Raw genomic sequence first — 20,707 nt, 5'->3', positions numbered from 1 at the left:
CGTCGGAGCGAAGGAAGGCGCCCGCCCCGTCTGTCCTGGCGCTCAACAGGGGGACCACGTCCCGTCCGCCTGCCGGCAGAGCGCCTGGCCGTCCCGGAAAGTGACGGTCCGCCCCATGACTCTGCCGGACAGGCGCGGATCCGCCGTTCCCGAGGGGTCGACGACGGCCGTTCCGGCCCCCTGGAAGTTGCCGGTGCTCAGGCTGTACACACCGCACTTCCCTGGAGCGCTCCACCAGGTGTCGCCGGGCGCGATGTAGATCTTCCGCTGGGGTTCGGCAAGGTTGGGGCAGGTTTTCTGCTCCCCGCTGTCGTAGTACCAGACCGCCGCAGTCACCGTGGCGCCCTCCGCGCCCTCGTTCTTCACCTGCACGCCGAAGGCGGCGTACTCCTCGGCGGCGTTCGGCAGGACACAGGCGCTCACCTTCACGGAGGGTGACCCTGTGCTGCGGAAGTCGCCGCAGACGGTCGAGGTCCCCCGGAAGTCCACGCTCGGCGTCGTCTTCTCCTTGGCCGGCTGCTTCTCGGGAGGGGCATCGTCGCCGGTGTCGTCACCGGTGCCGGTGACGGCGTCGGGTGACGCCGGACGGGAGTCCTTGGACGAGGGACTCGCGGTGGCGGTGGAGCTGGCGCTCGCGGCGGTGGTGGGCGTGGGGGAGAGGGATGGCCCTGCGGCGGAGTCGGAGGGGGGCTGCTGGGCGGAATCGTTGAGCTGGGACCACCAGATACCGCCCACGCCCAGGGTGACGGCGGCGACGGCGGCAGTGACGGTGAGAGCGGTAGGGCGGCGGCCGGGTTGGTCCTTGCGGCGGGATGCGCGGGTCCCGCCAGTGGGCGGGGAGCCGGGGGCCGGTGATGCCGGGCCGGGGCCTGGGCCGGCTGCGGCACCGACGGTGGACGCGGTGGCCAGGGCGGCAGCACCAGGGTCCGCGCGGGCCGTCGGAACCGCGGAGGCCGTCGGGTCCGCCGGCGCGTCGGGCCGGGCATGAGTCGCGATCGCCTCTTGCTTCTCCTCCTCCACGGCGACCGGGGCGGAAGAGGCGGCGTCCTGGAGCAGGGCGCCGGTCGACTCGCCCACCCGTTGGGCGGCCAGCGCCGCGACGGGGCCCGGCATCCACGCGTCGGTGCCGAGCACAGTCTCCAGGTCGTCCGTGGGTTCGACCAGCCACCGCAGCAGCTCGCCCGTGCCCGGCCGGCCGGCGGGATCCTTCGCCAGACACGCGGCGACGACTGCGCGCAGCTCGGACGGCACGGCGTCGAGGTTTGGCGCCTCGTGGACGGTCCGGTAGAAGACGATGTTCCGGTCGGTGGTTTGCTGCGCGAACGGGCTCCGGCCGCCGGCGGCGTGGGCGAGCAGGACGCCCAGGGAGAACACGTCGGACGGCGGGCCCACGGGCAGCCCCTGGATCTGTTCCGGGGAAGCGAAACCGGCAGTGCCGCCGGGAAAGGTTCCGGTGGCGGTCATGGTGGTGGCGTCCACGACGGCCGAGATGCCGAAGTCGATGACCCGGGGGCCGTTCGCAGTGAGGATGACGTTCGACGGCTTGAGGTCGCGGTGGACGACTCCCGCGGCGTGAATGGCGGCGAGTGCCTCCGCCAGACCCGCGCCCAGGGCCCGCGCCGAGGACACGGGCCACGGCCCGTACTCCCTCAGCGCTTGGGTGAGGGAGACGCCGGCCACGTGGATGGTGGCCAGCCAGGGCTGTTCCGCGTCCGGATCGGCGTCCACCACCGCGGCCGTGTAGGCACTGTTGACCTGCCGGGCGGCACGCACCTCGCGGGCGAACCGGCGGCGGAACTCCGGGTCATCCGTATGCTGACGGTGGATCACCTTGACCGCCACCTTCATGCCGCCCGGGGTGCGGCCGATGTACACCTCGCCCATGCCTCCGCGGCCGAGCCGGCCGACGATCCGGTACTGCCCTATGCGCCGCGGAAGCGGAGCGTCGTCCCAGCTCACCAGCTGGCCCCCGTCAACTCTCGTGCCCCACCGAGTCCGGTGCGGGTCTTCGCGACTGGGAGTCTGCCAAGGAGGTTTCGGCGCTGTCCATTCCGGTTTTGAAACTGTTCTGTCATGGGCCGGGCCGGGGTGCTCGTCGGTCGCGCATCCGCAAGCGGTCCGGGCCCGCGGGTACTTCCCGAACGAGGCCGCCGCGCTCAAGTGCGACAAGCCCGCCTGAAGGTGCGCGCTGACGAAGAAGTTCAGACCGGCGGTGGGTCGGCCGTGGAGCCGGTGGGAGCCAGCACTCTGAATCCGGCGGGACTGGGCCCGCCGCACAGTGTCTGGGAGGTGCGTGATGGCCGCCGAGATGGCGGCCCCCTCGTGGATACATGAGCAGATCACGGCGGAGGAGTACGCCTCCTGGTCCGAGGAGCAGTGCGCCGCTATCGAGATCGCGGACGGCATGGTCGTCGTGAGTCTGAGCGCGTCCAAGCGGCACAACCGGCTGGCCAGGACCCTGGCGAACGCCCTGGATGCCGCCGCCGGTCCCGAATGGAACGCCGACACGGACTTCGACGTACGGCTCCAGAACGTGCCCCTCACCAAACGAGCAGGGCTCGTAGCAGCGTGGTGGCGCAATGGGCGTTCATGCGGTTGCCGGCTGCGCATGTGGGTGACGTGCCCCGTCGGACAAGATGGCGCCCGCCCCGAAGTCGTAGCGGGTCTTCCGCAGATCCCGATGTGCTCAAAACCCGGTGAACCAATTCACGACCGACTTCGTCTAGACGGTTGAGATCCGTAGACGCTGTTATCCGGGTGTGCTCTTACCGTCAAGCTGCAATCCTTCCGTAGAGGTAGATATGCCCCTTTCCGTAATCCTGCTCTTCCTTGTCGCAGCCGTCACGCTTTCTGTACACAGGTTCGTGCGGCGCCGACTGACCACCGGCGCGGCGTTGGGAGTGGCGGTTGGCGCTCTGGGGCTCCAGCTCTTCGGTCTTTGGGGCATGGCCGAGCTCACATTCGCCAGCATGGGCTGAGCTCGGCTCTGTCGGGGATCTTGGAGTCTTCCGGTGCGTCGCGGTGGCCGGTGGGCATGCTCGGGGTGTTCCTGGAGTCCGTGCAGTTGTCGAGGTGTCCGTAGTCGCTCCGTCCTCGTTCCGGTGAGGAAGTTCCGCCTCTGACCGCGCAGATCGCGCGGGCGGGCAGCCCGGGCGGCACGGCGGCGATGTGGGTGAGAGGCCGTCTGAACGGGCTCTGGCGTGACGAGGACTTCGCGGACCGGTATCCGCGGGATGGACGTCCGGGCCTCTCGCCCGCCCATCCGGCCACCGTGTACGTGCTGCAGTTCGTGCTCGGCCTGTCGGACCGGCAAGCCGCCCGAGGACTTCCAGGACCCAGCGGCGCACGGTGGAGGCGGCGACGGCGTTGCCGCTGGTCGTGACGGAGCGCGGCGAGCACGACGATCACCTGGGTCCCCGGGGTGACCTTGCGCCAGCGGGTGCCGAGCTGCTTGCGCCGCCCGCGTATCAGGCTGGCGACGAGTTCGATGGTCCGCTTCGACACGGGGAGCCGAACCTGGTAGACAGCATCGCGAGTGCCCTCGGCGGGGCGGTGAGTCTTCAGACGCGAACCAACTCCCGCCGAAGGCCCTCACGTTACGGCGAGAACCGGCCGGTCAGCGCGGCAGGCAGCGCCCTGATCCGGTCCGCTTCAGCCAGCCCCGGTCGGCGAGTTTGCGCAGCTGGCCGCGGACCGGCTCGACCTTGCCCGGTGTGAGTTCCCGGCCCGGTGCCAATCGCATCCCGCCCGCACCCGGACCAGCCGCGACGCGCTCCGAATCCACGATGCCCGACGGCCGCCGTCCCCCGTCGGTCGCCTCGGCCCACTGACCGAACACCACCTCGGCAGCCTCCAGCCGGCCCAGCTCGGCGTCAATCTCCGCCAGCTCTTTGCGCAGCAGCTCGGCATGCTCAGTCAGTCGCATCCGCTGCTCGATCGTCCACGTCAGCACGTCCACCATGCGCCTTCCTCCCACTGCGGAACCTACGAGACGCCTCCGGCGGACCACCCCAGAACCCGCGAACCGGCACGAGCGCGTCGATCCCCGCCCACACCAACGGTCCGACCTGCGAGTTCAAGATGAAACGGTCTCAGTGCGTCTGTGTCTTGGTACACCCGCGTGCCGGAGCGGTTGCCTCGTCCGGCAGTTCGGCGATCACACGAACCCCGGTTGCCGTTCAGCGGTCAAATGCAGCAACGGGCAAAGCCTTATTCGGTTTCCATCGAGGTCTATACGACCTCCCGGCTGATCCGCATAGAACTACGGATCAGAAGGTCGCTGACATCAACGGCTGACATCAACGACTCCGGACGGGGACGTACGCCGGCGTCCCTGTCCGGCTGCCGCACCAGCCGACGATCGCAGCCGGAGCGGGCCCGGATCGAACTCCTAAAGGCGGGTGTCGCAGGTTCGAATCCTGCCGGGGGGACAGAAGGAGGGCACCCAAGGAGGGCACCTGCGAACTCTCGTAGGTGCCCTCCGGGATTTGTGGCCGACGGCTCGCCCGCTGGGGCGTGTTGCGGAAATGTGTGCGGCGGCGGACGTGCCGTAGTACTCCTGGAGAGTCCCGGAGTCAGGTTCGTTCTCGCTTGGAGTCGTCGATGGCCGTTCGTCGTGTCGTGCCCAACATCCGGTCGGAGGCCGTACAGGAGAGCCGGGAGTTCTATGGCCTGTTGGGCTTCGAGGAGGTCATGGACCTCGGCTGGATCACGACGCTCGCCTCCCCCTCCGCTCCGGCGGCGCAAGTCAGCGTCATGACCAGCGACAAGACCGCCCCGGTCACCCCTGACATGAGCGTCGAGGTGGACGACGTGGACGCCGCCTATGCGGTCATGCGGGGCAGCGGCGCGGAGATCGTTCACCCCTTGCAGGACGAGGAGTGGGGCGTGCGGCGGTTCTTCGTCCGCGATCCCAGCGGCCGAGTGGTCAACGTGCTGGGCCACCGCTGACACCGTCCCTCACGTCACGACCTGGGAAGGTGCCGTCACAGCTACCCGTCACAGCCGGTCGTCACAGCCACTCGTCACAGCCGGTCGTCGATGGCCGCGACCAGCACGGTCGCTTCGTGGCGGGCCGCGGGCTTGTCGTACCGCGTGCCGCTCGCGGCAGTCGTTCTTGTCGAAGGAGCTCCTACGCCGAAGACGGTCGGGTACCGGGCCGGCCCGCCAAGCCGTCGGAGCCGTCGGACGCCGGCGCCTGACGGGCTGCCTCCTGCGGCGAGTCGTAGAACTCGTAGACGTCCCGCAACCCGCCGCACTCGAAGAGGCGGAGCAGTTGGGGAGAGGGGCAGGCGATCCGCAGGGAACCCGCCAGTGCCCGGATGCGTCTGGTGATCGCCACGACGGCGCCCAAGCCCATCGAGTCCAGGAACGACGCGGGACACAGATCCAGCACGAAGCAGCGGTGTCCCTCGCCGAGCAGCCGGTCGACTGCCTCGCGCATCCCGGCGTGTGTGTATACGTCTACTTCACCGTCGACCTCAAGAACGGTCCAGCCGTTCATCACCTCATAACTGACAGTGATGGGATCGCTGCGGACAATGGCTGTTCGCACGGCCGTCACACCTCCCACCCTGACGGCATCGGGCTCTTCGACACGCGTTCCACGACGGCCCCGTCGTCATGTCCCGGATGCGGATCTGTCTCAGGTGATTTCGGCAGCCGCTTCCGATCCTGCCCGGCGTGCCCCGAATGGCGGTGTGCGGTGGCTTCCGCCACGGCCTTGGCGGAGCGTGGAGGGGCCGAGTCCCGAGCGCGCTCCGTCACCGTGAGGAAGACCCGCCATGGCCGAGATCAGCAGGCCCAAAGCCGCAGAGAGCAGCGTCGCGGCGGGCAACGCCGAGGTCCGTGAACGCTACTCCTTCGACGACACCCAGGACTTCGAGGACGCGCGCCGTGGCTTCGTCGGCACCGTCGAGGACACCGTGGTGCGCGACGGTGACGGCAGCAGCGTGTGGGACCTGAACGCGTACGACTTCCTCGATCAGGACTGCCCGGACACCGCCAACGCCAGCCTGTGGCGCCAGAGCCGCCTGGTGGCCCTGCACGGCCTGTTCGAGGTGGTCGAGGGCATCTACCAGGTACGGGGCTTCGACCTGTCGAACATGACGATCGTCGAGGGCGATCGCGGCGTCCTCGTGATCGACCCCCTCATCAGCGCGGAGACGGCCGCGGCGGCCCTCGCGCTGTACCGGCGCCACCGCGGGGAGCGGCCGGTGACCGGCGTGCTGTACACCCACAGCCACGTCGACCACTTCGGTGGCGTCAAGGGCGTGGTGAGCCAGGAGGACGTCGACGGCGGGGTGCCGGTCATCGCCCCGGAGGGCTTCCTGGAGCACGCGGTCAGCGAGAACGTCTACGCCGGGACGGCGATGAACCGCCGCGCCGCCTACATGTACGGGGCCGCCCTGCCCGCGGGCGAGCGCGGACGGATCGGTGCCGGGCTCGGGCAGACCACGTCCACCGGCTCCATCGGGCTGATCCCGCCCACCCTGGACGTCACCCGCACCGGGCAGAGCGAGACCGTCGACGGCATCCGCATGGTCTTCCACCTCACCCCCGGTACCGAGGCCCCGGCCGAACTGAACATCCACTTCCCCGACCACTCCGCGCTGTGCATGGCCGAGAACGCCACCCACAACCTCCACAACCTGCTCACCCTGCGCGGCGCCCAGGTCCGCAACCCGCACGTGTGGGCCCACTACCTCACCGAGGCCATCCAGCTCTTCGCCGACCGTGTGGAGGTGGCCTTCGCCTCCCACCACTGGCCGACCTGGGGCCGCGAACGCATCCTGGCCTTCCTGTCCGAGCAGCGGGACCTGTACGCCTACCTGCACGACCAGACCCTGCGCATGCTCAACCAGGGCCTGACCCCCCTGGAGATCGCCGAGACCATCCAGATGCCGCCGGCCCTGGAACGCGCCTGGCACACCCACGGCTACTACGGCTCGGTCAGCCACAACACCAAGGCGGTCTACCAGCACTACCTGGGCTGGTTCGACGGCAACCCGGCCCACCTGTGGGAGCACCCTCCGGTCGAAGCCGCCACCCGCTACGTCGACTTCATGGGCGGCGCCGACGCCGTCCTGCGCCGCGCCCGCGACTCCTACGCCGCCGGCGACTTCCGCTGGGTCGCCCAGGTCGTCAACCACGTGCTGTTCGCCGACCCCGACAACACCGAAGCACGAACCCTGCAGGCGGACGCCCTCGAACAGCTCGGCTACGGCAGCGAGAACGGCCCCTGGCGCAACTTCTACCTCACCGGCGCCCTGGAACTGCGCCAGGGCCCGGTCGGCACCCCGACCGTCTCCGTCTCCCCGGACTTCCTGCGCGCCCTGACCCTCGGCCAGCTCTTCGACTCCCTGGCCATCCGCGTCGACGGCCCCCGCAGCTGGCACGCCGACCTCTCGATCCGCTTCCGGGTACGCGACGCCGCCCCCATCACACTGCGGCTGCGCAACGGCGTCCTGGTCCACTCCACCGGAGCGGCACCCGACGGACGCGACCCCGACGTCGACGTCACCCTGACCGAAGCCGATCTGCGCGCCCTCCTCCTCGGCGGCGCCGACCTCACCGACCTCGCCCGCCAGGGCCGCGCCGAGGTCTCGGGCGACCCCGGCGCCCTCGCCGAACTCCTCGGCTACCTCACCGATCCCGATCCCGACTTCGCCATCGTCACTCCCTGACCCCCTCGTCCCGACAGGAGGGAGCCGCAGATGCCCCAGGACGGCGTACCTCCGGCCCGGGACGGACCGCTCGGGAACGGCACACCGTCGGACGGCGGTTCACGACAGCGGGAACCGGACGACCGGACCACCCTGGCCAACGAACGCACCCTGCTGGCGTGGCTGCGCACCGCGCTGGCCCTGCTGGCCGCGTCGTTCGCCGTCGTCAAGCTCACCGACCTCACCCCGCGTGGTCTGCGCCTGGCGCTGGGCGTCTACCTCAACACGCTGGCCACGGCCATGGTGATCGCCAGCTTCGTGCAGTGGCGCGCCCGTCAGCGCCGCATCAGCGGACCGGAACCACCGGGCCGGCGCCCGGGCGCCCCGCTCCTCACCCTCGCGCTGCTGGTCCTCGCCGGCTTCGTCGTCGCCGTCACGGCCCTGGCACCCTGAACGGCCGGCCGACGAGGAGGCGAGCAGCGGGTGATGTGCGGCAGCCCGTGCGCCCCGGCCCGCCGACGCGACAGGAGTGACCACGCCCATGCCGCACCCCCGGCCCACGGCACGCCATCGCCGCCCCGGAGCGACCTGGCCCAACCGCGGCCTGGCGGTCGCACTCGCCGGTGGCGGCGCACTGCTGGGCTGGTGGCTGCCGCACGCGGAGCGCTCCCGCTCCCTCGGAGGGCTGTCCTACGACCCGGCCGCGGCCCAGGCCACCCTCGGCGCCATCGCCGCCGGCGTCATCACCCTCACCGGATTCGTGCTCACCGCCGTCACCCTCGTCGTCCAGTCCGTGCAGAGCATGTCGCCCAGGCTGGCAGGGGTCCTGGGCTACTTCGAACGCTCGCTGGTGCTCTTCGGCGCGCTGACCGGCACAGCCGTCTACGCCCTGGTCGTCCTCGCCCAGGTCCGCGAAGACCACGCGCCCCGTCTGTCCGTCACCCTGGCCATCGTCTTCGTCGTCCTGTCCACCGGGGCGATCCTGCGCAGCCTCGCCGGACTGCGCGAACTGGTCACCGGCGGCGGCCTCGTACGGGCGGTCGGCCAACTCCTGCACGCCGCGCTCGACCACGAGTGGCACGATCCGGGACGTCCGCCCTCCGCGACCGGTCCCACGCCCGGCCCTCACACCGACACGGCCGAGATCCCCACGCCGCACGGCGGCATCGTCCAGCACATCGACACCCACACCCTCATGGCGGTCGCCGCCCGCCTCGACCTCCGCGTGACCTGCCTCGTCGCCGTCGGCAGCTTCGTCGAACCCGGCGCGCCACTGCTCCGCGTCTCCCCCGCGCCCACCCCCGGCACCACCGTGCGCTCTCTGACCCGTGCCGTGCGTCTCGGGCCGGCCCGCCGCATCGACCACGACCCCGCCTACGGCCTCCGTCTCCTCGTCGACGTCGCCGTCAGAGCGCTCTCCCCCGCGGTCAACGACCCCACCACCGCCGTCCAGGCACTCGACCAGATCGAATCCGCCCTGCTGCGCCTCGCCCCCCGTACCCTCGGCACCACCGTCTTCCGGGACCCGGGTGACAACGCCCGCCTCACCGTGCCCCGCCCCGACTGGACCGCCCTGCTCGACCTCGCCCTCGCCGAGATCGTCCTCTACGGCGCGGACTCGCTCCAGGTCCACCGCCGCCTGCGCGCTCTCCTCGCCGCCCTGGCCCCCGCCCTGCCCCCGCACCGCGCGACCACTCTGGCCCCGTTCCACGCCGTCCTCGACCACATGGCCCGCGCACTGCCCGCTCCGTCCCTGACCGGCACCGCCACGATCGCGGACCCCCAGGGGCTGGGCGGCCCGGCCTGACCTGCGGGCACCCAGCAGCCGACCCGGACGGAACCGGCCGGACCGTCAACGCCGTTCTCTGGACGACCTCCGGCAGGACCTCGGCCTCTCGTCGGGAGACAGCCGGTCGAAGCAGTCGGCCTTCTGGACCATGCTCACGCCGTCCGCCGTGATCGCGGAGGGCGGCATCCCGACGGACTCCACCGCCACCGTCATCGGCGCGATGATCGTCGCCCCGCTCTCCACCCCCATCATGGGCATCGCCCTCGGTGCCGTACGGCGCCGGGCCTCCCCGGAACCGCTGGACCTGGTCTCCGCCCTGGCCACGGGCTTCGCCGGCATGGCCGTCCTGCTCCCTCTGGGCGCCGGCACGGTCGTCACCGTCCTGCTCAACACCTGGCCCCTCCGTGCGCGGTGGCTCACGCGAAGCCCCGGCGCGATGGTCACCAGCGTCGACGCACAGCCCGGCCCCCGTACATCAACGTGCGCAGCCCCATAGAACCGCGGAGCGTGTTTCCCCGGCCATCCGTGGCATGAACGGCGTTACCGCTCCGACCTGGGGTCTCTCCCTCGGGGAGGGCTCCTGTCCGGCCTCGGACTCCTCGTCCGGACCGTTCCTCGCGGGCCACGCCGTGCGGGTCGAGGAGGTCTGACGAGATACCCACGCCTCGCTCCGGCCGTCGGAGAACGGCTCGCGTTCCGGGAGGGCGGGCAGTCGGTTCCGCCTCTTCGGGCACTCATCGTGCCCCGTGGGTTCCTGACTTGGCGCCATCGCCGCGTTTAACGTCCGGGAGTGAGCCTCTGGACATCCCTCGAGCCCGCCTCCGCGACCGTGGACCCGGGCGGTAGTACGACCGTGCGGCTGCGGCTGCGCAACACCGGTGACGTGGTGGACGAGTACCGCTTCGAGGTGGTGGGTCCTCTCGCACCCTGGGCCGTCGTGGAGCCGCAGGCGCTGCGGTTGTATCCGGGGACGACGGGGACGGTGGAGCTGACGTTCGCTCCGCCGCGTACGCCGGACGCGACGGCGGGGCCGAATCCCTACGCGGTGCGGATCACGCCGACGGAGCATCCGGAGGCGACGACGGTTCCGGAGGGGAACATCACCGTCACCCCGTTCACGGAGGTGCGGGCGGAGTTGGTGCCTGCGACGGTGAAGGGCCGTCTCCGCGGCCGTCCGAGACTGGCCGTGGACAACCTGGGCAATACGAAGCTGACGGCGTCGGTGAGCGGCAGCGACAACGGTGACCAGTTGTCGTACGACATCCATCCGAGCAATGTGCAGATCGAGCCGGGCCGTGCGGCGTTCGTGAAGACGACGCTGAAGCCGCGGCAGATCATCTGGTTCGGGTCGGCGGAGAGCCGGCCCTACACCCTGGCGGTGCAGCGGTCGGGGGTGGCGCCGCTGGACGTGGAGGGCACGTACGTGCAGCGGGGTTTCCTGCCGCGCTGGCTGGCGGCCTTCCTCAGTGTCTCGCTGGCGCTGGCGGTCGCGTTCGTGATGCTGTGGATCGCCTACCAGCCCCAGGTCCGCAGCGCCGCCACCGAAAGGGTCCAGGAGGCCGGTGTCAGCACGCTGCCGCCCGCTCCCTCACCGTCCCTCGACGCGCCGAAGGCCCCGTCCGCCGGTGCCACGGCGCCCCCGGCCGCGGCCGGGACACAGCAGCCCGGCGGCGCCGGGGACGGGGCCGGAGCGGGGGGTGGCGGTTCCGAGGAGAAGGAGGCCGAGGCGCCGGAGAGGACCGCGGCGACCGCCGTCCGGCGACTGGCCGCGGAGGATCCGGGCGGACGGCACATCTGCTACCGGGCCTACGTGGCGGGCCAGGGCTGGACCGACCCCGTGTGCGACGGCGAGACAACGGGCACGGCGGGCTCGGGGACGCCGCTCACGGCCGTCAACATCGCCGTGTCCGGAACCAAGGGCACGGCCGGCAACGCCTTCGTCCCCAACCCCGGGTCGGCCGATGACACGGGGCACTACCCCGAGGCGTGGAGCAGTGTCGCCGACGGCATCGACAACTACGTCGGCAGTACCGAGGAGGACGCCCCGAAGATGCTGGGGTTCGGCATCAACGTCGACGGTGGCAACGGCAACGTCTGCCACTCCACCTACGTCCACGGCGACGCCTGGCTCGGCCTGCTGTGCGACAAGCCCGGGGACGCGCTCGACCTCACCTACGCCGGCGCCTACGACAACGACTCGTGGATCGAAGCGTTCAGTCTCACGGTGTGAGCCGGGCCGTACGGGTCCGCTGACCGCCCGGCGCGATCGGCGGCCCGCCCGTCGGCCGGCTCACGCCGACGGGTGTCCGCCGTGGTGGGCGACCGTGATGTGGTGGTCGGGGCCGGGGGTCTCGAGTTCGTCGACCACGGCGACGGCCAGGTCCTCGGCGCTGATCCGGGACCGGCCGTCGGCGTCGACGAGCAAGGTGTCGGTGCCGCGCCGGTAGCGGCCGGTCCGTTCGCCGGGCTCGAGCAGGGCCGGCGGGCTCAGGTAGACGTAATCGGCGTCGGCGTGGGACCGGCAGGTCCGCAGCTGGGCGATTCCGGCGGCGGCGACGGCCTTGAACTCGGCGGGCACGTACGCCGGGTTGTCGGCGACCGGCAGATCGCGGTCACCGGGGCTGCGCAACGCGCCGGCGCCGCCGACCACGAGGACGCGGATCCCGAGCCGTGCGGCGATGTCCAGCACCGTACGGGTGGTGCCGACCAGGAACTCCTCGTCGACCGGCATGGTCCGCACGGTCAGTACGACGGCGTCCGCGGCGCCGCCCGTGAGCGTCTCGCGCAGGGTGTGTGGGTCGTTCGCGTCGACCGCGATCGGTGTCACGTTCGGGCTCTTCGGGTTCCCCGGGTCCTCACTCCCGGGTTTCCGGGAGAGGGCGAGCACCCGGTGTCCGCGTGCGCTCGCCTCGTCGACCACCCGGCGGCCGACCGTCCCGGTGGCGCCCAGTACGGCGATCGTCATGCCTGTCCTCATCGGGTCCGTCCTTCTCGTATGCGGTCGTCGTGCGTCCGGTCTTCTCGGGTCCGGGCCTCCGCCGGTCCGCCGCGTGCCGGATCGAGCTGCGCCGCGAGCAGCGCGGCGAGAGCCAGGGCGAAGCCGCAGGTCTGCGGCGGGCTCCACGCCTCGCCCAGCGCGACGCCGATGACGGTCGCGACCAGCGGGGACAGCAGGACCAGCGGTGCGGACGCTCCGACCGGCAGCTTTCCGATCCCGCGGAACCACAGCGTGGACGCGATCAGTCCGCCCACGCCGCCGAGCCACAGGTATCCGGCGGCGGCTGAGGCGTCGATGTGCGGCGGCGCCCCCTCGATCACGAGGGTGAGCGGGAGCAGGAGCAGGCCGCCCGCCGTCAGCTGCCAGCCGGTCAGGGTCAGTGGACCGACACCCGCGGGAAGGCCCCACCGCTTGGTGAGGACGATTCCGGCGGCCATGGCGGCCGTACCGCCGAGGCCCGCGGCGACCCCGACGGCGTCCAGCCGGGCCTGCGGCCCCAGTACGACGAGTCCGACGCCGACCGCGCCGAGCACGCCCCAGGTCAACCGCCAGGCCGTCGGCCGGTCGTGGAGCAGCGCGACGGCCAGCCCGGCGACCAGCAGCGGCTGGGTGGCACCGAGGGTGGCGGCGACACCGCCGGGGAGTCGCTCGGCCGCCACGAACAAGAGGGGGTACAGGGCACCGATGTTGAGCGCGCCGAGGACGGTGGCCTTCCACCACCAGTCCCCGCGCGGGAGCACGCGGGTGACCGCCAGCGCGAGCAGCCCGCCGGGCAGGGCGCGCAGCATCCCGGCGAACAGCGGATGCCCGGGCGGGAGCAGTTCCGTGGTGACGACGTACGTGGTGCCCCAGGACGCGGGGGCGAGGGCGGTCAGTGCGACGGTGGCCGCCCGCCTCCCGTGCGGGATGCGTGGCGGGTCCGGTGCCCGCCCGGTCGAGGTGTGCATGGGACGAAGTCTCGGAACGAGCCCCGTCATGAGTCCAACACATGCTTGTCATCACAGCCATGAACCAGAACGATGACGGCGTGGATCTCCAGCAGATGCGCTACGTCGTCGCCGTGGCCGAAACCCGTAACTTCACCCGTGCCGCCGAGCGTTGCTTCGTGGTGCAGTCGTCGCTCAGTCACCGGATCGCCGGCCTGGAACGGGAGCTCGGGGTCAAGCTGTTCGCCCGGTCCAGCCGTCGCGTCGAACTGACCCCTGCGGGAGTGGCGTTCGTCGCCGGCGCACGCGAGTGCCTGGCCGCCGCCGACCGCGCCGCCGCCGACGCCGCCGCCGCGACCGGCCTGGTGCGCGGCCGGCTCGCCGTCGGCGTGATCGTGACGACGGCCGCCGTGGACGTACCGGAGCTGCTGCAGCGGTACCGCGTCCGGCACCCGGACGTCCAGGTCGCCTTCCGTTCCGGACGCAGCGACGAACTGGCGGCGGCGGTCCGGGACGGCGACCTGGACATCGCCTTCCTCGGGATGCCGGAGAGCGAACGGCCTTCCGGTGTGGAGTGTGTCGTTCTCGCTCATGACGAGCATGTGCTGGTGGTGCCGGCCGGGCACCGGCTGGCGGGCGTTCCCCGGGTCACGCTGCGGGAGATCGCCGAGGAGACGTTCGTGGACTTCGTGAGCGGGACGCCCGCGCGGGCCCAGTCCGATCAGGCGTTCGCCGCCGCGGGTCTGGTCCGCCGGGTCGCGTACGAAGCCGGTGTCGTGGAGCTGATCACCCGGCTGATCGGGCGCGGGCTCGGCATCGCGCTGCTGCCGTCGGCGTTCATCCGGCCGCGGGCCGCCGACGTCCCCGGACTGGCGCTGGTCCCGGTGGTCGACGGGCCGCGTCGCGTCGAGTACCTGGTGTGGAACCGCTTCAACCCGAGCCCGGCCACCCGGGCGATGCTCGGCCTCCTCGGGGTCGGCCCGCCCTCGCCGGAACGGACGCGGCACACGTGACGCCGCTCCGTGCCCTCGGCGGCCCCGTCGCCGGGCCGGCCCGGCGACGGGGCCGCCGGCATGGGAGCGCCCGGAAGGGGCATTCGGAACGAGCAAGTCAAGTGTGAGGAAACAGCGGCCCGTTCGGTCCGTGCAACCGACAACCGGGAGTATCCAATGACGAGTTACGGCAGCTCATCTGCCGCGTCCTCCGGCTCGCGCACCAATGGCCTGGCGGTGGCGAGCCTGTGCTGCGGCATCGTCGGACTGTTCGTCCTGAACATCGTCCTCGGCCCCTTGGCCATCGTCTTCGGTGCCGTCGCCCGCCGTCAGGCAGCCGTCAGGAACGGTGCCGGGATGGCGAAGGCCGGCATCGTCCTCGGTGTCGTCGACATCGTCCTGTGGCTGGCACTGCTGGCCTTCGCCGCCGGCAACGGCGGATTCGGCTGGTACGTGGGCGGCTAGTGGCCCCGTCGCGGGTCGGGCGGGCCGGTTCCGGAGCGAGCCGGCCCGCACCGGCGCGCCCAGCCGTGCGGCGAGCGGCGAGCCGAGACCGGGCCGCGGCGGCGCGGCGCCCCCGCTTCCGTCAACTCCCGGTGCGCCAAGGCCGGTTCGCATAGGTTGAGGGGAGCCTGTCACCGCCCACCCCAGGAGGCTCGCCCGTGTCCGAGGACACCACCCAGGACAGTTCCGGTTTCGCGATACGTGCCCGGATCGACACGACCAAGCCGCACTCGGCGCGGTTCTGGAACTACTTCGTCGGCGGGAAGGACCACTACGAGGTCGACCGGGAGATAGGCGACCAGATCAAGGGGATCTTCCCCGGGCTGGTCGACGTGGCGCACACCAGCCGGCGGTTCCTGGGGCGGGCCGTCCGGTACCTCGCCGGTGAGCAGGGCATACGGCAGTTCCTGGACGTCGGCACGGGGCTGCCGACCGCCGACAACACGCACGAGGTGGCCCAGCGCGTCGCCCCGGACTCCCGGATCGTGTACGTCGACAACGACCCGATCGTCCTCACCCACGCGAACGCCCTGCTCACCAGCACGCCCGAGGGAAGGACGGCGTACCTCGACGCCGACCTGTACGACCCGGAGGCCGTGCTGCGGGCCGCCGCCGGGACGCTCGACCTGTCCCGGCCGGTCGCCCTGATGATCCTCAACACGCTCGGTCATGTCTCCGACTACGAACAGGCCCGTGACCTGGTGCGCCGGCTCATGGCGGGGCTCCCCCCGGGCAGCCATCTGGTGATCAGCGACAGTACGGCCACCAGCGAGGGCATGATCGCCGCGTCCGAGGCGTACAACTCCAGCGGCGCCGTGCCGTACCACGTGCGCGGCGTCGAGGAGATCGCCGGGTTCTTCGACGGGCTGGAGCTGGCGAAGCCGGGCGTCGTACGGGTGCCGGAGTGGCGGCCGGACGGGGACGAGGACGGGAGCGGGGACGGCGCGGCGGCCGTGGACGCCTACTGCGGTGTGGGCCGCAAGCCCTGAACACCCGGCGGGGTGAATCCGCGGGGCCGGTCCTCCTCGGAGGCCGGTCCCGGATCCGCCCCGCCCGTCCGGCCCCACGCCATGGGATTAGGCTCGCGCTCATGACGACTGCGAAGAACAACGGCGCCTCTCCCCTCGACGTCGAGATCGGCGCGCTGAACGGCGGCTCCGCCTCCCTCGCCCAGTACGCGGGGCGGGCCGTGCTCGTCGTGAACGTGGCCTCCAAGTGCGGGCTGACCCCGCAGTACGCCGGTCTGGAGCGGCTGCACGAGCGGTACGCGGAGCAGGGCTTCACCGTGCTCGGCGTGCCCTGCAACCAGTTCCTCGGACAGGAGCCGGGCAGCGCGGAGGAGATCGCCGAGTTCTGTTCGGCGACGTACGGCGTGACCTTCCCGATGACCGAGAAGGTCGAGGTCAACGGGGACGGGCGGCACGCCCTGTACGAGCGGCTGACCGGGTTCGCCGACGCCGAGGGGCACAGCGGGGACATCCGCTGGAACTTCGAGAAGTTCCTGATCGGGCGGGACGGCGAGGTCGTCGCCCGGTTCTCGCCGCAGACCGAGCCGGAGTCGGCTCAGGTCGTGGCGGCGGTGGAGAAGGCGATCGGCTGACCGTTGACCTTGCCCCTGGGGCAGGGACGAGCGTGTCCGTCGCCGGGCGGAGAGGCCGTCCGGCGACGGAGGATGTCGGCGTGGACGAGGAACTGATCGGCATCGGGGCGTTCGCGGCGCGGGCGCGGCTGTCGGCGAAGGCGCTGCGGCTGTACGACCGGCTGGGGCTGCTGGCCCCGGCGCGGGTCGACGCGGCCACCGGCTACCGGTTCTACCGGCCCGGCCAGGTGGAACGCGCCCGGCTTGTGGCGCTGTTGCGGCAGCTCGACATGCCGCTCGCCCGGATCGCCGAGGTCGTCGACGCGGACGACGGCGCGACGGCCGCCGAACGGCTCACCGCCTACTGGGTGGACGTCGAGGCGCGGCACGCCGGGCAGCGGACGCTCGCGGCGTACCTCCGTGGACGGTTGTCGGGGAGGAGCTCCGAGATGTACGGGAAGTTCGTGGTCGAGACGGTGGACGTGCCGGCGCAGGTGCTGATCACCGAGGTGCGGCACGTGCTGGCGGGCGAGTTGCCGGCGTGGATCGGGGCCTCGCTGGGCCGGCTGGAGGAGGCGGCCCGGGAGTGCGGGGGCGCTGCCGGGGTGCCGTTCGTGGCGTACCACTCCGAGGTGTCCATGGAGAGCGACGGCCCCGCGGAGGCGTGCGTGCCGGTCGCCGACGAGGCGGCGGCGCGGGCCTGGGCGGGGCAAAGCGGCCGGGTCCGGGGGACGGCGGTGCGGGTGGAGCCGGCGCTGCGGCTGGCCCGCACCCGGATCACCAAGGCGCAGGTGGCGCATCCGCAGATCCTGGCCGCCTTCGAGGCGGTCGAGGAGTGGATGAGGGCGGAGGGGGTGACGCCGACGGGCCCCTGCCGGGAGGTGTACTTCGCCGACTGGGACGCCGCGGGCCCGGAGGACCCGGTGTGCGACGTGGCCTTCCCGGTGGCCCGTACGACGGGCTGAGCCGAGAGGGCACGGGCCGAGCCCTCTCGGCTAGGACGGCGAACTGGTCGAGAGGGCCCTGTCGGTGGTGCTCGTGCCGGTCCGGTGTCGCCCGGTGGCCGGTCGTCGCCGGACCGGTCAGCTCTTGACCGAGGCCACGAAGGCGCTCCACGCGTCCGCGGGGAAGGCCAGCTTCGGACCCTCGGGGACCTTGGTGTCCCCGAGTTCCAGCGCCGCCTCGGTGGTCGACCTGACCATCACGCACGCGCCGTTGTTGTTGGTGTAGGAGGACGTCGTCCACGTTTCCGTGGCGCCCAGACGAATTGACATGTTCGCTCCGTAGCCAGATGCTGAGTCGCTGTCACCCGCCTGTGTGTTCCGACGTGAACCCACAGAACGGATCTCGCCAACCCTCGCTGGTGGTTGGCGTGATCGACGCTACTCGCCAACATCTTCTTCCGGAGCAGTCGTTCACTCGACCGGGTGGCATATACCAGGTGATACTTCCAACCTGACATGTCAGCGGTGTATCATCCCGCCGCCTCCCGGCCGACGCTCAGCGCGCGTACTCCTTCGCGAGGCGCTCGACGCGCTGCCGGGACGCCTCCACGTTCAACGACTGGGCCCGCAGGTGCTCGTACATCACCGTGTACTTCTGCACGTCGTGCGGCTTCTCCAGGTACAGGTCGCTGGTGACGCCCTCGATGTAGACGACGCTGGAGTCGGCCGCGTCGGCGAACTCCAGGATCGAGTACTGCCCGTTGATACCGGCGTGCGCGCCGACCTCGAACGGCAGCACCTGCACGGTGATGTGCGGCTGCTGGGACAACTCCATGACGTGCTCCAGCTGTTCCCGCATCACCTGCCGGCTCCCGACGACCCGGTGCAGCGACGCCTCGTCCAGCACCACCCACAGCCGCAGCGGGTCCTTCTCGGCGGTGATCCGGCTCTGCCGGCGCAGCCGCACCTCGACCCGCTTGTCGTTGTCCTGCTCGGACGACTCCGGCGAACCGCCCTGCACGATCGCCTCGGCGTACGCGCGGGTCTGCAACAGCCCGGTGATGATCTGCGGTTCGTAGACCCGGAGCGACTCCGCGTCCGTCTCCAGGCCGATGTAGACGCTGTACGGGATGTCGCCGAAGGCGTGCCACCAGCCCTGCTGGCGCGAGTCCTTGGCCATCTGCATCAGCGACTCGACGATCCGCTGGTCCTCCACCTCGTAGACCCCGCACAGATCGCGGACGTCACGCTGGCTGATGCTGCGCCTGCCGTTCTCCAGACGGCTGATCTTCGACTGCGACACCAGCAGCCGCTCCGCCACCTCCTCGGCGGTCATGCCCTTGACCTCGCGGAGCCGGCGCAGCTCCTGGCCCAGCCGGCGCCGCCTGACGGTGGGATTGACATTGGACGCCACGGGACGTGCACCTCCGGCTGCGTGCCTCGTACTTGCCACTTTGCGTGTCTGCTGATGAGCAGACTGCCACCAAGGTGCTTCCTGCCGCTGGGAAACGGCGGATATACGACGGGTACACGCCACTTCACCGTGTGGTGGCGGGTGTTGGCGCGTGCCGAAGCCCGTCGCGGGTGCGCCGAGCGGGGCGAGGGAGAACCCGTGCGCTCTCCTTCGCCCCGCTCGGACCGCGGCTCCCGTGACCGGGTCTGTCGGCCGTGCCGTGCCGTTCTCTGTGCCTGCGCCCGCGCCTTTGCCGTTGGGCCCTGGGGACGTACGGGCTCAGTGGGCCGCGGCGCGTGCCATGGATCCGTGGTGCGGTTGCGCCGGAACGCCTCGGGCGGGTTCCGGTGCGCCCCGGCCGCCGGCGGGGGCCTGCCGGCCCGCCGGGGCGGAGTTGCGGCGCGGCTGGGCCGCCACGCCGTTCTGGACGTCCATCACGGCGTGCGCGACGAGCCCGCCCATCGGGTCGTGCCGGATCAGATCCCGCAACCGGGAACGCGAGGAGCGTCCCTCGTTCCCCGGGTACAGGTGCTTGCCGAGGCCGACCGCGTGCGCCAGTGCGGCGAGCGCCGCGGTCCGCGGGTCCGGCGGGACGCCGGTGCGGATCGCGGAGTCCAGCCGGGTTCTGATCTCCCGGCTGATCTCGGTGTCCGTCGCCTGGTAGCGAGTCGTCGGCAGCACCCCGCACATCTGTCCGGCCACGGCGTGCACCATGCCGCACCGCTCCAGATGCGAGAGATAGGTCTGGCGCAGCCCGAGACGCGGCCCGCCGATCCAGTGGACCGCCCGTACCGGAGCGCCGCGCCTTCGCAGCAACTCCAACGCGCAGTCCAGTGTTGGGTCTCCAGTCGGCCGTGGCACCACCACGGCGATACGATCCCCGTCTGGGGCTATCCGTCCGGCCAGCGCCAGCTCCACTAGCTGCGCTCCGGCCAGACCGAGGTCGAGCGACTGCGGCTGCGCAGTGGTACCCGTGGTCGGGTCCAATGCCAGCAGCAGAAGCTCCTCCGGAAGTGTTCTGCGGCTCCTGCCCATCCATGCCTCCCCGCGTGGATGTCTGACAGGGTGACCCCTCTCACATTGGTCTGTCGAGGGTGCGTGACCACTTCGTAGTGGAACCAGTAGGTATGTCGTTCTCGTCTACCACGTGGGGGAAGTCCGCACACAGGACACTGGTACATGGTTCGGACAGCGCTGCGGAGTGCTGTCGCGGGCGGGCGGTTCACGGTTCGGTTGGCGCACGCGGGGCGTGCGGCACATGGAGGAGGCATCGGTGGCGGGCGAGTCCCCCGACAGGTCGAAGCAGCGCGAGTCGTCGGAAGAACCGACGTCGGGGAGCGCGGATCCGGTTCCCGGGAAGCGGGATCCCCGGCTGGCGGTGAGCCGCGAGGCCGAGCCCTCGGAGAGCCGCGGGAGCGTCGACACGGCCACCCGCGTGCTGTCGACGTCCTCCGGCGCGGGCGAGGAGTCCGGCCGCCTGCGCGAGGCGGTGGCCGCGTGGGTCCGCTCGGCGGACCCGGACGAATCCGAGGACGCCACCACCGACACCCCGGACCGGACGGCTGACGCCGGGGACCGGAAGGACACCTCCGAGGCCGGTACGGCCGCGAGCACCGTCGGCGGCCAGGACGAGCGCGAGACGGAACCGGAGCCCGGCCGCACGGACGACGCCGACGGCAAGACCGAGGACACCCCCGAACGGACGGCTGACGCCGGGGACCGGAAGGACACCCCCGAGGCCGGTACGGCCGCGAGCGCCACCGGCGGCCAGGACGAGCGCGAGACGGAACCGGAGCCCGGCCGCACGGACGACGCCGACGGCAAGACCGAGGACACCCCCGAACGGACGGCTGACGCC

The 20,707-nt window shown here is 71.5% G+C and carries 20 protein-coding genes and 2 pseudogenes; 14 read left to right on the top strand and 8 right to left on the bottom strand.

Annotated elements, in window-relative coordinates; translation table 11 throughout:
• Window positions 1-42 precede the first annotated feature (42 nt).
• Window positions 43-1,959: a serine/threonine-protein kinase gene (locus tag ACZ62B_RS19800; RefSeq protein WP_344555174.1), complete on the bottom strand. Its 1,917-nt coding sequence runs from the start codon at window positions 1,957-1,959 to the stop codon at window positions 43-45.
• Between the two features lie 337 nt (window positions 1,960-2,296).
• Here ACZ62B_RS19800 and ACZ62B_RS19795 point away from each other — a divergent pair.
• Both ACZ62B_RS19795 and ACZ62B_RS19790 read left to right on the top strand, forming a co-directional pair.
• A pseudogene (locus ACZ62B_RS19795) lies at window positions 2,297-2,551 on the top strand (Uma2 family endonuclease); the annotation flags it as partial.
• 615 nt (window positions 2,552-3,166) lie between these two features.
• The gene (locus ACZ62B_RS19790; RefSeq protein WP_468719210.1) at window positions 3,167-3,382 is read left to right on the top strand and encodes a transposase; all 216 of its coding nucleotides are present in this window, start codon (window positions 3,167-3,169) and stop codon (window positions 3,380-3,382) included.
• Between the two features lie 234 nt (window positions 3,383-3,616).
• On the opposite strand, the gene ACZ62B_RS19785 is transcribed toward ACZ62B_RS19790, so the two are convergent.
• The gene (locus ACZ62B_RS19785) at window positions 3,617-3,961 is read right to left on the bottom strand and encodes a hypothetical protein (protein ID WP_469691404.1); all 345 of its coding nucleotides are present in this window, start codon (window positions 3,959-3,961) and stop codon (window positions 3,617-3,619) included.
• Window positions 3,962-4,602: 641 nt separating this feature from the next.
• Here ACZ62B_RS19785 and ACZ62B_RS19780 point away from each other — a divergent pair.
• Window positions 4,603-4,950, top strand: coding sequence for a VOC family protein (locus tag ACZ62B_RS19780; RefSeq protein ID WP_344555178.1), 348 nt, complete (start codon window positions 4,603-4,605; stop codon window positions 4,948-4,950).
• A gap of 181 nt (window positions 4,951-5,131) precedes the next feature.
• Here the strand turns inward: ACZ62B_RS19780 and ACZ62B_RS19775 are convergent, their stop codons facing one another.
• Window positions 5,132-5,554: an STAS domain-containing protein gene (locus ACZ62B_RS19775; RefSeq protein ID WP_468887534.1), complete on the bottom strand. Its 423-nt coding sequence runs from the start codon at window positions 5,552-5,554 to the stop codon at window positions 5,132-5,134.
• Between the two features lie 229 nt (window positions 5,555-5,783).
• Between ACZ62B_RS19775 and ACZ62B_RS19770 the strand changes: the two genes are divergently transcribed.
• From ACZ62B_RS19770 to ACZ62B_RS19750, 5 genes are all read left to right on the top strand, one after another.
• Entirely contained in the window at window positions 5,784-7,685 is a 1,902-nt protein-coding gene (locus ACZ62B_RS19770) for an alkyl/aryl-sulfatase (RefSeq protein ID WP_469691400.1), read from the top strand.
• Window positions 7,686-7,715: 30 nt separating this feature from the next.
• Window positions 7,716-8,117: a DUF202 domain-containing protein gene (locus ACZ62B_RS19765; RefSeq protein ID WP_469691398.1), complete on the top strand. Its 402-nt coding sequence runs from the start codon at window positions 7,716-7,718 to the stop codon at window positions 8,115-8,117.
• An 88-nt stretch (window positions 8,118-8,205) separates the two neighbouring features.
• Window positions 8,206-9,471 (top strand): DUF2254 family protein, encoded by a 1,266-nt coding sequence (locus ACZ62B_RS19760; protein WP_344555184.1) that lies wholly within the window; start codon window positions 8,206-8,208, stop codon window positions 9,469-9,471.
• 130 nt (window positions 9,472-9,601) lie between these two features.
• Window positions 9,602-9,949, top strand: coding sequence for a DUF389 domain-containing protein (locus ACZ62B_RS19755; RefSeq protein ID WP_469691395.1), 348 nt, complete (start codon window positions 9,602-9,604; stop codon window positions 9,947-9,949).
• A gap of 294 nt (window positions 9,950-10,243) precedes the next feature.
• The gene (locus ACZ62B_RS19750) at window positions 10,244-11,683 is read left to right on the top strand and encodes a hydrolase (RefSeq protein ID WP_469691392.1); all 1,440 of its coding nucleotides are present in this window, start codon (window positions 10,244-10,246) and stop codon (window positions 11,681-11,683) included.
• Window positions 11,684-11,743: 60 nt separating this feature from the next.
• Here ACZ62B_RS19750 and ACZ62B_RS19745 read toward each other — a convergent pair whose 3' ends face one another.
• Together ACZ62B_RS19745 and ACZ62B_RS19740 are read right to left on the bottom strand one after the other, a co-directional pair.
• Entirely contained in the window at window positions 11,744-12,430 is a 687-nt protein-coding gene (locus tag ACZ62B_RS19745; RefSeq protein WP_468719214.1) for an NAD(P)-dependent oxidoreductase, read from the bottom strand.
• Entirely contained in the window at window positions 12,427-13,398 is a 972-nt protein-coding gene (locus ACZ62B_RS19740) for an EamA family transporter (protein WP_468719215.1), read from the bottom strand. The genes ACZ62B_RS19745 and ACZ62B_RS19740 overlap by 4 nt, the downstream gene beginning before the upstream one ends.
• A gap of 80 nt (window positions 13,399-13,478) precedes the next feature.
• Here ACZ62B_RS19740 and ACZ62B_RS19735 point away from each other — a divergent pair, with 80 nt between their 5' ends.
• The 5 genes from ACZ62B_RS19735 (at window position 13,479) to ACZ62B_RS19715 (ending at window position 17,417) form a co-directional block, all read left to right on the top strand.
• Window positions 13,479-14,390, top strand: a complete 912-nt coding sequence (locus ACZ62B_RS19735) for a LysR family transcriptional regulator (protein WP_344555347.1) — start codon at window positions 13,479-13,481, stop codon at window positions 14,388-14,390.
• Window positions 14,391-14,546: 156 nt separating this feature from the next.
• Window positions 14,547-14,834, top strand: coding sequence for a DUF4190 domain-containing protein (locus ACZ62B_RS19730; RefSeq protein ID WP_344555194.1), 288 nt, complete (start codon window positions 14,547-14,549; stop codon window positions 14,832-14,834).
• A 197-nt stretch (window positions 14,835-15,031) separates the two neighbouring features.
• Window positions 15,032-15,862, top strand: coding sequence for an SAM-dependent methyltransferase (locus ACZ62B_RS19725; RefSeq protein ID WP_468719216.1), 831 nt, complete (start codon window positions 15,032-15,034; stop codon window positions 15,860-15,862).
• A gap of 101 nt (window positions 15,863-15,963) precedes the next feature.
• The gene (locus ACZ62B_RS19720; protein ID WP_344555198.1) at window positions 15,964-16,473 is read left to right on the top strand and encodes a glutathione peroxidase; all 510 of its coding nucleotides are present in this window, start codon (window positions 15,964-15,966) and stop codon (window positions 16,471-16,473) included.
• An 80-nt stretch (window positions 16,474-16,553) separates the two neighbouring features.
• On the top strand, window positions 16,554-17,417 hold the full coding sequence (locus tag ACZ62B_RS19715) for a MerR family transcriptional regulator (protein ID WP_469691387.1): 864 nt from the start codon (window positions 16,554-16,556) through the stop codon (window positions 17,415-17,417).
• 117 nt (window positions 17,418-17,534) lie between these two features.
• Here ACZ62B_RS19715 and ACZ62B_RS19710 read toward each other — a convergent pair whose 3' ends face one another.
• The 3 genes from ACZ62B_RS19710 to ACZ62B_RS19700 all read right to left on the bottom strand — a co-directional run bounded on the left by ACZ62B_RS19710 (window position 17,535) and on the right by ACZ62B_RS19700 (window position 19,884).
• The gene (locus ACZ62B_RS19710; protein WP_073934507.1) at window positions 17,535-17,726 is read right to left on the bottom strand and encodes a DUF397 domain-containing protein; all 192 of its coding nucleotides are present in this window, start codon (window positions 17,724-17,726) and stop codon (window positions 17,535-17,537) included.
• 226 nt (window positions 17,727-17,952) lie between these two features.
• Window positions 17,953-18,810, bottom strand: a complete 858-nt coding sequence (locus tag ACZ62B_RS19705) for a helix-turn-helix domain-containing protein (RefSeq protein ID WP_073934506.1) — start codon at window positions 18,808-18,810, stop codon at window positions 17,953-17,955.
• 318 nt (window positions 18,811-19,128) lie between these two features.
• Window positions 19,129-19,884 carry a GOLPH3/VPS74 family protein gene (locus tag ACZ62B_RS19700; protein WP_073934505.1) on the bottom strand — a complete coding sequence of 252 codons (756 nt, stop codon included), beginning with the start codon at window positions 19,882-19,884 and terminating at the stop codon, window positions 19,129-19,131.
• A gap of 238 nt (window positions 19,885-20,122) precedes the next feature.
• On the opposite strand from ACZ62B_RS19700, the pseudogene ACZ62B_RS19695 reads away from it, so the two are divergent.
• Window positions 20,123-20,707, top strand: a pseudogene (locus ACZ62B_RS19695) (D-alanyl-D-alanine carboxypeptidase); the annotation flags it as partial.

Source organism: Streptomyces sp. NPDC053426 (assembly GCF_055585405.1).
This window is presented reverse-complemented; position numbering and strand designations above follow the sequence as displayed.